The organism is Nonomuraea sp. NPDC050547 (assembly GCF_044457345.1).
GTDB lineage: Bacteria > Actinomycetota > Actinomycetes > Streptosporangiales > Streptosporangiaceae > Nonomuraea.
On the sequence record NZ_JBITGW010000010.1, the window covers coordinates 68,259 to 80,945 of the forward strand.

At 72.0% G+C, this 12,687-nt stretch carries 13 protein-coding genes; 8 read left to right on the top strand and 5 right to left on the bottom strand.

Features of this window, described 5'->3' with window-relative positions; all coding sequences use genetic code 11:
• The first annotated feature begins 408 nt into the window (after positions 1 to 408).
• From ACIBHY_RS25065 to ACIBHY_RS25085, 5 genes are all read left to right on the top strand, one after another.
• Positions 409 to 1,812, top strand: coding sequence for an FAD-dependent oxidoreductase (locus ACIBHY_RS25065; RefSeq protein WP_397307835.1), 1,404 nt, complete (start codon positions 409 to 411; stop codon positions 1,810 to 1,812).
• Between the two features lie 454 nt (positions 1,813 to 2,266).
• Positions 2,267 to 2,512 carry a hypothetical protein gene (locus ACIBHY_RS25070; protein ID WP_397258492.1) on the top strand — a complete coding sequence of 82 codons (246 nt, stop codon included), beginning with the start codon at positions 2,267 to 2,269 and terminating at the stop codon, positions 2,510 to 2,512.
• Between the two features lie 295 nt (positions 2,513 to 2,807).
• Entirely contained in the window at positions 2,808 to 3,323 is a 516-nt protein-coding gene (locus tag ACIBHY_RS25075) for an ArsR/SmtB family transcription factor (protein WP_397258490.1), read from the top strand.
• The gene (locus tag ACIBHY_RS25080; RefSeq protein WP_397307836.1) at positions 3,320 to 4,468 is read left to right on the top strand and encodes an MFS transporter; all 1,149 of its coding nucleotides are present in this window, start codon (positions 3,320 to 3,322) and stop codon (positions 4,466 to 4,468) included. Before ACIBHY_RS25075 ends, ACIBHY_RS25080 begins: the two co-directional genes overlap by 4 nt.
• Complete coding sequence (locus ACIBHY_RS25085; protein ID WP_397258486.1) at positions 4,449 to 5,663, top strand: aminopeptidase; 1,215 nt, start codon at positions 4,449 to 4,451, stop codon at positions 5,661 to 5,663. Before ACIBHY_RS25080 ends, ACIBHY_RS25085 begins: the two co-directional genes overlap by 20 nt.
• 10 nt (positions 5,664 to 5,673) lie before the next feature.
• Here ACIBHY_RS25085 and ACIBHY_RS25090 read toward each other — a convergent pair whose 3' ends face one another.
• Positions 5,674 to 6,276 (bottom strand): TetR/AcrR family transcriptional regulator, encoded by a 603-nt coding sequence (locus tag ACIBHY_RS25090; RefSeq protein WP_397307837.1) that lies wholly within the window; start codon positions 6,274 to 6,276, stop codon positions 5,674 to 5,676.
• 40 nt (positions 6,277 to 6,316) lie between these two features.
• Here ACIBHY_RS25090 and ACIBHY_RS25095 point away from each other — a divergent pair, with 40 nt between their 5' ends.
• Positions 6,317 to 7,492, top strand: a complete 1,176-nt coding sequence (locus tag ACIBHY_RS25095) for a macrolide family glycosyltransferase (protein ID WP_397307838.1) — start codon at positions 6,317 to 6,319, stop codon at positions 7,490 to 7,492.
• Between the two features lie 41 nt (positions 7,493 to 7,533).
• Here the strand turns inward: ACIBHY_RS25095 and ACIBHY_RS25100 are convergent, their stop codons facing one another.
• The 4 genes from ACIBHY_RS25100 to ACIBHY_RS25115 all read right to left on the bottom strand — a co-directional run bounded on the left by ACIBHY_RS25100 (position 7,534) and on the right by ACIBHY_RS25115 (position 11,074).
• Positions 7,534 to 8,673: a retropepsin-like aspartic protease gene (locus tag ACIBHY_RS25100; RefSeq protein ID WP_397307839.1), complete on the bottom strand. Its 1,140-nt coding sequence runs from the start codon at positions 8,671 to 8,673 to the stop codon at positions 7,534 to 7,536.
• Positions 8,670 to 9,266 carry an ArsR/SmtB family transcription factor gene (locus tag ACIBHY_RS25105; protein WP_397307840.1) on the bottom strand — a complete coding sequence of 199 codons (597 nt, stop codon included), beginning with the start codon at positions 9,264 to 9,266 and terminating at the stop codon, positions 8,670 to 8,672. Before ACIBHY_RS25105 ends, ACIBHY_RS25100 begins: the two co-directional genes overlap by 4 nt.
• Positions 9,267 to 9,460: 194 nt before the next feature.
• Entirely contained in the window at positions 9,461 to 9,814 is a 354-nt protein-coding gene (locus ACIBHY_RS25110) for a DUF2809 domain-containing protein (RefSeq protein ID WP_397307841.1), read from the bottom strand.
• 72 nt (positions 9,815 to 9,886) lie between these two features.
• A complete protein-coding gene (locus ACIBHY_RS25115; protein WP_397307842.1) occupies positions 9,887 to 11,074 on the bottom strand; it encodes an acyltransferase family protein in 1,188 nt (395 codons plus the stop codon).
• Between the two features lie 58 nt (positions 11,075 to 11,132).
• Here ACIBHY_RS25115 and ACIBHY_RS25120 point away from each other — a divergent pair, with 58 nt between their 5' ends.
• Both ACIBHY_RS25120 and ACIBHY_RS25125 read left to right on the top strand, forming a co-directional pair.
• A complete protein-coding gene (locus ACIBHY_RS25120) occupies positions 11,133 to 11,501 on the top strand; it encodes a YciI family protein (RefSeq protein ID WP_397258471.1) in 369 nt (122 codons plus the stop codon).
• Positions 11,498 to 12,676 carry an RNA polymerase sigma factor gene (locus ACIBHY_RS25125; protein WP_397258469.1) on the top strand — a complete coding sequence of 393 codons (1,179 nt, stop codon included), beginning with the start codon at positions 11,498 to 11,500 and terminating at the stop codon, positions 12,674 to 12,676. The genes ACIBHY_RS25120 and ACIBHY_RS25125 overlap by 4 nt, the downstream gene beginning before the upstream one ends.
• Positions 12,677 to 12,687: the final 11 nt, after the last annotated feature.

The window sequence follows — 12,687 nt, forward strand, 5'->3', positions numbered from 1 at the left end:
CTCTTCTGCCTGCTCGCCGGAGGGGGTGTGGCCCACGCCCTGCCGTGGGAGGCATCCAGCGTCCCCGCCCCCTGCATGCCTCCGACCTGCGGCCAGTCGGCGGCCGACAGATGCGCGCCACCGCATTGCGACAACCTGCCGGCGGCCACCCACGAGGGGTGCGCACCGCCGTTCTGCCCCCAGGCGGATCCGGCGCCCGCCGTGTGCTCGCCGCCATGGTGCCCCGTCGCTCCGCAGGCCCCCGGAACGATCCGGCGGGCGGCCCAGCGACTCGCCTGTTCCAGCTAATTTGACATCTCTCTAAACAGGGGCGCACTATGAGCACTGCTTCGACAAACTTCTAAACAAAGGTGCGGCCGGCACTCCAACCCCTGCCCGACACCGTTCCAACCCTGAGGAGAGCCTTCCATGAGCACCAACTGCTGCGGCACCACCACCGCCCTCGAACACGAGCAGATCGCGCACAACCCCGACACGACAGGCCTGCCCGTCGTAGTGATCGGCGCCGGCCCGGTCGGCCTGGCCGCCGCCGCCCACCTGACCGAACACGGCCAGCCCTTCCTGGTACTGGAGGCGGGCGAGCAAGCCGCCGCCTCCGTCGCCCGCTGGGGACACGTGCGGGTCTTCAGCCCATGGAAGTACAACATCGACGCCGCCGCCCGCCGCCTCCTCCAGGCCGACGGCTGGAGCGCCCCCGACGACGAATGGTTGCCCACCGGCGCCGAACTCATCGCCGACTACCTCGCCCCGCTGGCCAAGCTCCTCGGCCGGCACGTACGGCTCGGCGCCAAGGTCGAGGCCATCAGCCGCGCAGGCTACGACCGGATCCGCACCAACGGCCGCCAGGACGCGCCCTTCCTCATCCGCCTCGAAGGCGGCGAAGAACTCCAGGCCCGCGCGATCATCGACGCCTCCGGCACCTACGAAACCCCCAACATGCTCGGCGCCAGCGGCCTGCCCGCCCACGGCGAACGGCAGGCCATCACGGCCGGACTGATCGACCACGCCCTGCCCGACGTCCTCGGCGCCGAGCGCGACCACTACGAAGGCAAGCACATCCTGGTCATCGGCGCCGGCCACTCAGCCGCCACCACCCTGCTCGCCCTCGCCCAACTGCCGGACGACACCCGCATCACCTGGGCCATCCGCGCCGGCGCCGCCGCCCGCACCTACGGCGGCGGCGAGGCCGACGCCCTCCCCGCCCGCGGCGCCCTCGGCACCCGCCTGCGCGCGCACGTCGACTCCGGCCGCATCCACCTCGTCACCGGCTTCTTCACCCACACCGTGGACGGCAACACGGTCATCAGCCGCGACCCCGCAGGCCACGAGCGGCGGATCACCGCGGACCGCGTCGTGGCCGCCACCGGCTACCGCCCCGACCACACCATCGCCGGCGAACTCCGGCTCGACCTCGACCCGATCCTCGGCTCCACCCGCGCCCTGGCCCCGCTCATCGACCCCAACGCCCACTCCTGCGGCACCGTCCCCGCCCACGGTGTCGACGAACTGGCCCACCCCGAACCCGGCTACTACGCCATCGGCGTCAAGTCCTACGGCCGCGCCCCCACCTTCCTCATGGCCACCGGCTACGAACAGGCCCGCTCCATCGCCGCCGCGCTGGCCGGCGACTGGGAAGCCGCCCGCGACGTCCAGCTCGACCTGCCCGAAACCGGCGTCTGCTCCTCCAGCCTCGCCGAAGCCCAGGAACAGCGCGTCGGCCTGGCCACCGGCATCAGCGGCGGCCTGCTCGCCACCCCGCTCCCTCTCGCCACCGCCACGGTGCCGGCCGAGGGCGGTAGCTGCTGCGGCTGAAGCGCCGCACGGAGAAAGGACCTGACACGTCCCGCGACACCCCACCGCCGCACCGCCGTGGGGTGCCGTTCTTCGGGTCCTGGTCGGACCGGTGGCCGAGCGGGTTGCGCGCCCACGTCCGGTTCCGCGGTCGCGGTGAGCGCGCGAACGCCCGGCCGAAGAGCGGGAAGATCCTCCGCAAGCCGGAGCCTTCGCCGGCGGGCTCTTGCGCGAGCGGTCGAAACGTCGCCCGCAGCCGCCGTGCCTGACAGGGTCTTCGCTCTGACCTGCGAGAGACGCGGATGGCCCAAGGTGGTGATCGCTTTCGGCAACGATTGCTTCAATCTCAGGGTGTGGGCGATCCAGGAGGGTACTTGAGGGTGCGCAGGCATGTCAGATTTCCTGCACGGTCAACGCGCACATAGCCGCGACCGTATCGCCGGCCCATTACGCGGCATCATGAGAGGTGATTCATATGAGCTCGGCTTTTCATTACCGCGCCGTCTCCGACTCTTCCTGGACCACGATCCAGGACCCGAAGGAGGGATGCTACGACCTCCAAGCGGATGCCACCTTCGCGCACAACAAGACCAATTTCAAGGCCCTTCTTTACACGACGTTCACCTGCAACGAAGACCACCTGCACCATGCGCTCATCCCGAACGAAACCTACGACGGCGGCCTGTCGACATTCAGGTCCGTCCGGTTCGAACCGTCCTGACGTGATGCCGGGGTCCCGCCTTTCGCGGCGGTGACCCGAGGCGAATACTCTCGCTCGCCGGCCGGCGTGGCGGAAACGTCATCACGCTGATCCTCGCACCCCGAGGCCGGCGCCAACCTGGGTCTCCTCCATGCCGATGAAGCCCGCCGGCATGACGTTCCCGATCTCTTCCGGTGTCGCCTGCGGGCGGGCGAACAGCGGGCCGGTCCATCCTGGCCGACGACCGGTCGCCTGCTGATCACGTCGAAGGCCTGCCCACTTTCCAAACAGTTGTTGGGTAAGTCATAATCCCAACATGTCTTTGGAAAAGCGGGACGGCCTGGTGCCGCTGCGCGCGCTGGCCAACCCGTTGCGTATCCGCATCGTGTCGCTGCTGACGGGCACGTCGATGTCGGCCACCGAGGTCGCCGACGAGCTCGGCATCGCGCACGCCTCGGCCAGCTACCACCTGCGGCAGCTGGCCAAGGCGGGCTTCCTGCGACAGACGGATGAGCGGCCCGCGGCCGGAAGGGGACGCCCGCGGCGGCGCTACCGGTACGACGTGTCCAGCGGCGACCGCATCGATCGATCGGAGGGGCGCCAGCTCCTTCACCAGGCGATGAGTGCCGACCTGGGCAGGCGCCTGGCCGAGACCGATCGCCAGCGCGTCTCCACCGATGCCGAGGTGTGGCTGGCCAGGCCCGTCTGGGAGGAGGTCGTCGGACTGATCGACCAGGCCGTGGCACTCGTGCACGACAACGCCGGCCCGCCGCGGGAAGGCGTCAAAGTCAGCATGACGGCGCTCCTGCTCGAGCTCCGTGATGAGCGATGACCGGTCGCCTTCTCCTCGGCACGGCTGGTGCGTTCCTGTCGATCGGGCTGCTCATCCCGGCGGTGCCCCGCTATGTCACCGGCCCGTTGGACGCGCAGACGGGCTGGGTGGGCGTCTCGCTGGCCGTCACCGCGGCGGCCGGGTTGCTCGCCCGCCCGCCGGCCGGGTGGGTGGCCGATCGGTCGGGACGCCGGGCGGCCGTGTGCGCGGGCGGGTTGTTACTGTCCGGCTCGTCCCTGGCCCTGCTGATGGCTCGGGATCTGCCGCTCTTTCTCCTCCTGCGCGGCGTCGCCGGCGTCGGTGAAGCGCTGGTCTACGTCGGTCTCGCCGCCCTGGCCAGCGACCATCGGCGCCCCGGCACCGCGATCAACCACTTCTCCGTCGCGGTCAACGCCGGTCTGCTCATGGGGCCGGCCGTCGCCGAGACGCTGTTCGCCGCCGCCGGGTTCACCGCCGTCTGGATCGCGGCCGCGGTCTCGGCGCTGGTGCCGGCGATCGTCGGCGCCACCGTGCCGAAGGCCACGAGTCCACCCGGCCCCGACCCCGGCGACCGGCAGGTTCCGTCCCGCCGCCCCAGGTCCGCGCTGCGAGCCGGCTTCGGCTACCTGGCCTCCGTCTGGGGCTACACCGTCGTCAGCGCCTTCCTGCCTCTGCACCTGGCCGCGCTCGGGGCGGGCTCCGGCGGCCTGTACTTCCTCGCCTACGGGATCGTTCTCCTGGCCGTACGGCTGGCCGGGCAGCGCCTGCTCGCCACGGCCCCTCCAGCCCGCCTGGCCGTCGCCTCCCTCCTGCTGACCGGGGCGGGATCACTCCTGCTCGCCGCCTGGCCCTCGCCTGCCGGAACCTGGTGCGCGATCGCGCTGACGGGCGCCGGGCAGGGGCTGGGGCTGCCCGCCTTCCTCAGGATGGCGGTGTACGGCGTGCCGGCCGGCGAACGTGGATCCGCCGTGGCCACCACGACGGCCTTCTTCGACATCGGGTTCCTCAGCGCGGCCCTGACCCTCGGCGCCCTCGCCGGCCACTTCGGCCTGAGCGGCGGCTTCGTCCTCGCCGGCGCCGTGTCCGCCGCGGGCGCGCTGCTGTTCCTGCCTCTTCTCCGCCACGACGAACACCAAGGAGCATCTCGTGACACTTCCCGCCGCTGACCTGTCCCGCTACGCCGACGTCGTGTTCGACGTGGCCGTGCCCCTGCTGGCCGGCGACAGGGTGCTGATCAACGCCGAGATCGAGCATGCCCCGCTCGCCCGCGCGCTGGTCGAGGCCGCCTACGCCAGGGGCGCCCGCTACGTCGACATCTGGTACTTCGACCCGCACGCCAAGGGCTCGCGCATCCGGCACGCGGACCCCGCGACGCTGGCCGAGGTCCCCTCATGGCTCGACGCCCGCAACGACGACCTCGAACGGCACGGCGGCGTCCTGGTCAACCTCCGCGGCGAAGCCGCGCCCGACCTCCTGGCAGGGCTCGATCCGGTACGCACGGGGCTGGACCGCATGCCGTCCCTGACCTCCCGCCAGCGACTCCAGCTCAACAACCTGGTCCGCTGGACGATCATCCCCTGCCCTACTCCCGAGTGGGCCCGCACCGTCTTCGGAGAACCCGACCAGGACCGGCTGTGGCGGCACCTGCGCCGCATCCTGCGCCTCGACGAGCCCGACCCGCGCGCCGCCTGGCGGCAGCGCATCGACGACCTGCTCGACCGCGCCGCCCAACTCACCGAGATGCGCCTGGACGCCGTGCGCTTCGAGGGCCCCGGCACCGACCTGACCATCGGCCTGCTCCCCGGCGCCCACTGGACCGCCGCCCGTCTGCAGGACGTCGAAGGCCGCCCGTTCCAGGCCAACCTGCCGACCGAGGAGGTGTTCACCACCCCCGACTACCGGCGCGTCGATGGCACCGTCCGCGCGACCCGGCCGCTGTCCCTGGACGGCACCGTCATCCACGACCTCGAACTGACCTTCGCCGGCGGCGTCGTGACCGAGGTCAAGGCCCGTGCCGGAGCCGACGTCGTCCGCACCCACCAGGCCACCGACGCGGGGGCGGCCCGCCTGGGCGAACTGGCCCTGGTCGACCGCTCCTCGCGCGTGGGCGAAAGCGGCCTCACGTACATGGAGACCCTCCTGGACGAGAACGCCACCTGCCACCTGGCCTGGGGCGCGGGGCTGCCTCCCGGCGTACCGGCCCACCTGCGCACGGATGTCCCCGAGCGACTGGACGAGGCCGGCGTGAACACCTCCCGCGTGCACGTCGACTTCATGGTCGGCGGCCCGGACGTCACCGTCACCGGCCTGGCACCCGGCCGAAACGTGGTGCTGCTGCGCGACGACACCTGGCAGTTCTGACCCCGGCCCCTCATCCCGTCGTGAACAGGCGGTCCAGGTGGTAGTGGGCGCTCGCCAGCGCCTGTCCGGGCTCGCGTACGCCGTGCAGGATGTCGGCGGCGAGCCCTTCCAGCAGGGCGAGCAGCACGATCGACTCCTGCTCGGCGTCGAGGTGGGCAGGGGTCTGGCCGTCCAGCTGCGCGCGTGTGATCAGCTCGGCCACCCGGGCGTGGAGCCAGGCGCTGTTCTCGCGCAGGACCTCGACCAGCTCCGGAGCGCCGGGCGCCCGTGCGGCCAGCGCCTGGCCGGTCCGGCGTTCAGACGTGCGCCGGGCGTCCAGGGGAAGGATCTCCGCGGCCAGCGAGCGCAGGAACGCCAGGACCGGACGGTCTTCCGCCCCGAAATCCGTCCCGGCCACGATCCGCGCGGTGACCTGCTCACCCAGGTAGCCGACCACGTAGCGGAGCATGTCGTCCTTGGTGTGGAAGTAGTGCTGCACCGATCCGAGCGAGATGCGGGCCTCGTGCGCCACGTCGCGCAGGGTGGCCCGGTCCAGCCCGTCGCGGCCCGCGATGCTCAGCACCGCCTCGGCGATGTGGCGCCGCCGTTCGTCGTGGTCAACCCATTTCGGCACGGCGCTCCATTCTCATACCTACGTATTATAATACAGCGGTATGGCGACCATCTCGTTCTTCGCCCCTTCTGCCGCGGGGCACGTCAACCCCATGCTCGGCCTCGCCGCGGAGCTCGTTCGGCGAGGTCATCGCCTCACCTTCGCCACCACGGCCGCGTTCGCCGGGCGCGTGGCCGAGACCGGCGCCGAGGTGGTGCCGGTCACCTCACTGTGGGAGTCGCTCGACGGCGCGCGGGCGCCGCAGATGCACGGCAAGGAGTTGATCCGGGCCATGCGCATGCTGTTCGAGGAGACCAAGGCGACGCTGGCGCAGCTGCCGCAGGACGAACGTCCCGATCTGGTGGTCCACGACGGGCCGCTCGGCTGGTGGGGGCGGATCATGGCCAGGCGCTGGCAGGTTCCCTCCGCGGAGGTCTGGCCCAACCTGGTCGGCAACGAGCACTGGTCGATGGCCGAGAAGTACACGACGTTCAATCCCCGGAGCCTGCGCTTCCTGTTCGCCGTCGTGCCGATCGCCGGCTTCCTGCGCAGGGAGGGGTTCGCCGACGTGCGGAGCTTCATGGAGGGTGGCGAGGCGGGGGTGCGGCTGGTCATGCTGCCGCGTGCCTTCCAGTACGCGGGCGCCACCTTCGGCGACGGCTACGCCTTCGTGGGCCCGGCGCTGACCGGACGGGCCTATCAGGGCGGGTGGCGCCCGTCGGGCGACCTGCCCGTGGTGCTGGTGTCCCTCGGCACCGCCTACAACGACCGGCCCGATTTCTACCGCATGGTGCTGGACTCGGCCAGGGGTCGCCCGTGGCAGGTGGTGCTGTCCGTGGGCGGGGCGGACCCGGCCCAGCTCGGCCCGATCCCGCCCAACGTCGACGTGCGCGAGCACGTGCCGCAACTGGCGGTGCTGGAGCACGCGCGCGTCTTCGTCACCCACGCGGGCATGGGCAGCACGATGGAGAGCCTGCACAGCCGGGTGCCGATGGTGGCGGTGCCGCAGATGGCCGAACAGCGGGCCAACGCCGACCGCATCGCCGAACTCGGACTGGGCACCTCACTCCAGCCCGCCCAGATCGACGCCACCGCGCTGTGGACGGCGGTGGAACGGGTCGCGGGCGACGAACGAATCCGCGAACGCCTCGACTGGATGCGCGGCGAACTGACCGCCGCCGGCGGCGCGACGGCGGCCGCCGACGAGGTGGAAGGGCTCCTCGCCTCCGGCCGGTGACCGCGGCCGGCGGGGCGGGGTCCGCACCAGGATGGATCCGCTCAGGGCGGTGATCCCGGTCTGAAGGTGTACTCGTGGCGGTCGAAGTCGAGCGTCCAGGCGTACCGGGCGAGGAACGCCTGCGAGAGCAGGCCGTCCACCCTCACCCCGCCCAGCTGCGACCAGGGCAGCCGCCGGCCCGGCGCGATCGACAGCAGGTGCCCGTCCTGCTCCAGCGAGCCGAGCCGCAGCGGGCGCGTGGCCCTGAGGTGGGTGCCGGACAGCTCGCCGGGCGCGACGCCCCAGGACCGGTACTGGCTCCTGGTGGCGAAGACGGCGGCCTGGCGCTGCGTGCCGCCGTCCTCCAGGAGCTGGACCAGCCCGGAGTCGACGAAGAAGGTCAGGTCGAGCTCGCCGTAGCCGCCTGCGGCGAACATGAAGTGATCGCCCCACAGATGGAACGGCATCCGCGTGCCGCCGGGCGGGACGGCCGATCCGCGCGGGGCCAGCAGCAGCCGGGCCGCCGGGGTGTCGATGGTGGCCAGGAACCGCCGCAGCAGGCACGTGCCCATGATCACGAGGTCCTGCGGGCCGGTGAGCGTCGGCAGGATGTCCACGGGGACGTTGGTGAGCACGGTCCCGCCCAGGTTCAGCTCGCCGGCGACGCCCGCGCGGGCGGGCCCGGAGGTGACGCCGTGGAAGCGACGCCCGCTCGGCACCGATTCGACGCCCGCCGCGGCCGCCCGCTCGGAGCCCATCACCAGGAACGTGCCGCCGGTGTCGAGGTGAAGGAGCGTGCGGCGGCCGTTGAGCGTGGCCTCGACGGCCGGCAGGTACGGGGTCAGCGGGTGGTCGGCGAACGGCAGCTCGACCGGTCCCGCGGCCTTCACCGTCATCGGGTGATCGCGGCGTAAGGCCAGGTTCGGCGGGATGCGGCGGTGTCTGCGGCGCAGGTGCGCACATGCCTGGCCGGGCTGGTCGAGGTGCAGCCAGGCGTCGGCGATCGGCAGGTCCAGCGCGCGGGGCGGGCGGCTCAGGCGGTCGTAGCGGCTCAGTGCCTCCGTCAGCCGTCCGCGCACGAGATCGGCCAGGAGCGGCAACCGCTCGTCCCCGGCCGCGGCGGCGAGCCGCGCTGCCCGGTCGATGTCGCCGGCCCTCCATGCGGTACGGGCGGGGGCCGTTCCCGGACGGAGCGGCGTCATGGCTGCTCCGGCCCGGTCGTGACCGTGCCGGGATCGCCCGGCCCGAGGTCGGGGGACATGCCCGCGGCCGGGTCGCCCGCGCTGAGATCGACCGCGGCGGCCAGGATCGCCAGCAGGGGGATGACGGCCTGCGGATACACCTCGTACGCCCCTCGCTTCCGCTGGGTGATCAGCCCGGCTCTCTGCAGCTCGCGCAGGTGGTGGTACAGCTGCCCGGTGGAGGTCTCCCCGCCGAGCGTCTCCTGCAACTCGGCGGAGGTACGCGTGCCGCCGGCGAGGCTGCCGAGGAGGGCCAGCCGGTGCGGGCTGCCCATCGCCTCCAGCACGGCGGCGGCGTGCGCCCAGTCGGCCGCCATGAGGTCGTCGACCTCGCGCTGCCCGGCCCACGCGTACTCCAGATCGTCGAGGTGGACGGCCCCCTGGTAGGCCACGGTGCCCGAGGTTCCGTTCTCGGTGGCGCGTTCGCGGAAGTGCTGGGCGAGGTTCAGGGCGGAGGCGCCGTGGGGCGCCTGCGGGGGGTTGGCGGGAGGGCGCTCGGCCTGACGTTCCAGGCGGTCGACCCGGCGTTCCAGCGCCGCCAGGCGATCTTCCATCTGTTCCTCCAATATTCCGATATTTCGTAATAACGTAGGATGATGGGCAGGATGAGTCAATCCCCCGGGAGCGGCGACCCGTGACGGGCGTGCGGACGGCGAGGCCGACAGGGTGGGGCGCGCGCTCGCCGTCAGCGCTTCACGAGGGCGAAGGCTCCCCAGCCGAGACGCTCACGCCCGTAGCGGGGGTAGAGTCAGCCGGTCTGATCGCCGGATCGGACCGACCGGCGATCCCAGGCCAGGGCCATGACCACCCCGACGGCATAGGCGACCAGGTCCCAGGGGTCGGGGAACGCGCCCACCAGGACACCGCCGACGCCCGGCGGGATCAGGCCGACCACCTGGTAGACCTCGACCGCGGCGGCGATCGCGGCCGTGGCCAGGGCGCGGCGTGCGGCGGTGGTGCGCCACAGCAGCCCCAGGAACGCGTAGACCAGCATGGTGGCGCCGACGTCGCTCACGTAACCGCGGACGAACGGCTGTCCAGGGCCCCGGTAGAAGAGGGCGAGCGCGCCGACGGCGAGGGCGACGCCACCCAGAACGACCATGGCACGGCGCATGAGATCGACAACTACTCCGTAGCTCAGCGATCAGGACGAACCTGATCATAGAGCTCGTGGCTAGACGCGCATGCCGAACAGGAACCGGGTGAGCTTGGTACGGCGGACGACCACGTCGTACACGGTGAAGATGATCGCCAGCGAGGCCAGCACCACCACGGCCAGCTTCACCGCCACCGGCAGGTGCCACGACACCACGAAGAACGCGACGACGACCACGATCGGCTGGTGGAGCACGTACAGCGGCAGTACGGCGGGCGCCAGGTAGGCGTAGAACCGGCTGCCGCCTCCTGCCTGCGGAGAAGGGGCGCGGGGGCGGTCGAGCAGGCCCATGATGGCGACGACGCAGGACCAGCCCGCCGCGCCGTACAGGACTCTGGCGCCCATCGCGAACGGCGTCATGGCCGAGAACATCTCGTCACCCGCGACGATGAACGCGGGTGAGCCCGCGACGAAGAAGACGACGCCCGCGGTCAGCGCGAGTCTGGCGTCGCGCCGCATCGCCTCGCGGAAGCGGCCGTCGGCGGCGATCACGAACCCGCAGGCGAAGAAGAGCAGGTACGTCCAGTGGTGCCAGCCGCCGTACTCCTGCTCGATGCCGAGCAGCGCGCAGGCGGCGCCCAGCAGCAGGGCGGGCAGCAGGATGGTCCCGCGCCGGCCGGTCAGCGCGGCCATCCGCTCGCAGGCGGCGCGCGCCCGCGCGGCCGGCACCCAGCGGACCAGAGGCGCCAGCAGCAGCGCGAACGTCAGCAGCAGCAGGACGAACCACAGGTGCCCGGTCTCGAAGTAGCGGCCCTGCAGCACGAAGGGGAACCTGCCCCACTCCAGGTGGATCGTGAAGAAGTCGGGGAGGAACTGCCAATACGACTCGTGGTAGCCAGGGTGCGAGCGTAACCGCAGCCACTGGGGGATCGGCAGCAGCGTGACCATGGCGAAGACCAGCGGGACGCCCAGCCGCTGCAGCCGCTCCCGCGCGAACCCGCCCGCCCCCCGCTTGGCCAGCGAGTGCCACGACCCCACGCCGGCGATGAGGAAGAGCAGCGGCATCGCCCACACGACCGCCAGCCCCGCGAAGATCATCGTGACGCCGGTGGTGTCGGCGTTCTTGACGTAGAAGTCGCTGCCTTCGTCGAAGACGAGGGAGGAGTGGAAGAACACCAGCCCGACGACGACCATGGCCCGCAGGGCGTCCAGGGCGGTGCGCCGTTCCGGCCGCGACGTCGAGAGTGGCTCGCTGCGTGCGGTCATCACCGGTCCAGTCTCCGCCTGACCGGTGAGTAGCGCCAGCGAGACTACCCTCGGCAGGGTGAAGTATCTGATCCTGATCTACAGCAACCCCGAGACCCGCCAGGTGTGGGACACGCTCCCGGTGGAGCAGCGCTCGGTAGGACTGGACGCCTACGCCAAGCTCACCGGCGACCTGGCCGCCTCCGGTGAACTGATCGCCAACGCCGCGCTCGCCCAGCCGTCGGCGGCCAAGACGGTGACGGTCAGCCAGGGCGAGGTCGTCGTCAGCGATGGGCCGTTCGCCGAGGTCAAGGAGTACCTGGCCGGGATCTACCTGATCGAGTGCGAGAGCGAGGAACGGGCGATCGAGGCGGCGGCACGGGTGCCGGAGGCGCAGGTCATGCGCATCGAGGTCCGCCCGGTCATCGAGCTGAGCGACTTCCTGTGAACGAGCTGCTGCGCGAGCTGGCGCCCCAGGTTCTGGGCGCGGTCGTGCGGCGCTACGGCGACTTCGACGCCTGCGAGGACGCGGTCCAGGAGGCGCTGCTGGCGGCGGCCGTCCAGTGGCCGGAAGAGGGGTTGCCCGACCACCCCAAGGGCTGGCTGATCACGGTCGCCTCGCGGCGGCGGATCGAGGTGCTGCGCTCGGAGTCGGCGCGGCGGCGGCGGGAGGAGAACGCGGCGGCGCTGGAGCCGCCGGAACCGCCGCAGGCGCCCTCGGCGGACGACGCGCTGACGTTGCTCATGTTGTGCTGCCACCCCGCGCTCACCACGACCTCGCAGGTCGCGCTGACGCTGCGCGCGGTCGGCGGCCTGACCACCGCGGAGATCGGGCGCGCGCTGCTGGTGCCCGAGAGCACGGTGGCCCAGCGCATCAGCCGTGCCAAGCAGCGCATCAAGGGCGCCGCGTTCGTCCTGCCGCCGGAAGGCGAGTACGGCGAGCGCCTCGCCGCGGTACGCCACGTCCTCTACCTGATCTTCAACGAGGGCCACACGGCCAGCTCAGGCGAGCACCTGCAGCGGGTGGAGCTGTCCGGCGAGGCGATCCGGCTGACCAGGCAGCTGCGCGCGCTGCTGCCCGCGGACACCGAGGTGGCCGGGCTGCTGGCGCTCATGCTGCTGACCGACGCCCGCCGTCCCGCCCGCGACGGCCGGGACGGCGAGCTGATCCCGCTGGCCGAGCAGGACCGTACGCTCTGGCGCGCCGACCACATCGCGGAGGGCGTGGCGCTGGTCACCGAGGCCCTGACCGGCGCCCCGATCGGCCCCTACCAGGTGCAGGCGGCCATCGCCGCGCTCCACGACGAGGCGCCCAGCACGGGGGCGACCGACTGGCCGCAGATCCTCACCCTGTACGACCTGCTGGCCACGCTGGCCCCGGGCCCGATGGTGACGCTCAACCGGATCGTGGCGCTGGCCATGGTCCACGGCCCGCGCGCCGGGCTTGAGCGCCTGGCCGAGGTGGAGGCGGAGCTGTCGGGACACCACCGCCTGCACGCCGTCCGCGCCCATCTGCTCGACCTGGCCGGCGAGCACGAGGCGGCCCGGGAGGAGTACCGGCTCGCCGCCCGGCGCACCCTCAGCCTGCCGGAACGCCGCTATCTGGAGTCCCGCGCCCGCTGAACCCGCGCGAT